The sequence below is a fragment of the Syntrophomonas sp. UBA1041 genome (assembly GCF_002316705.1).
GTDB lineage: Bacteria > Bacillota > Syntrophomonadia > Syntrophomonadales > Syntrophomonadaceae > DTU019.
In genome coordinates this window covers 39,937-40,300 of sequence record NZ_DCEA01000069.1, presented here as the reverse complement: position 1 = coordinate 40,300, position 364 = coordinate 39,937, and the positions used below count along the sequence as shown (strand labels likewise).

Sequence of the window (364 nt, the reverse complement as noted above, 5' to 3'; positions counted from 1 at the left end):
GGGATTTTTACGAGATGTTTTTCCAGGATGCCGAAACCGCATCCCGGGAATTGGAGATTGTTTTGACGGCCCGCGACGGCGGGCACAGTGAACGCATTCCGATGTGCGGAATTCCCTACCATGCCGCCAATACTTACATAGCCAAGCTTATTACGCTAGGCCACAAAATCGCGATATGCGAGCAGGTGGAAGATCCCAAAAACGCCCGGGGCATTGTCAAGCGAGAGGTGGTCAGAATAGTTACCCCGGGAACTATAACCGACGAGAACCTCTTGCAGGAAGATCTCAACAATTATTTGGCAGCAGTGGTCGAAACCAGGAACTGTTCGGGGTTAGCCTGGGTGGATGTTTCCACCGGCGAGTT

At 52.5% G+C, this 364-nt stretch carries 1 protein-coding gene; it reads left to right on the top strand.

Annotated elements, in window-relative coordinates; all coding sequences use genetic code 11:
• On the top strand, nt 1–364 hold a 364-nt coding region (locus B2633_RS10600), incomplete at both ends, for a MutS N-terminal domain-containing protein (protein ID WP_483170610.1).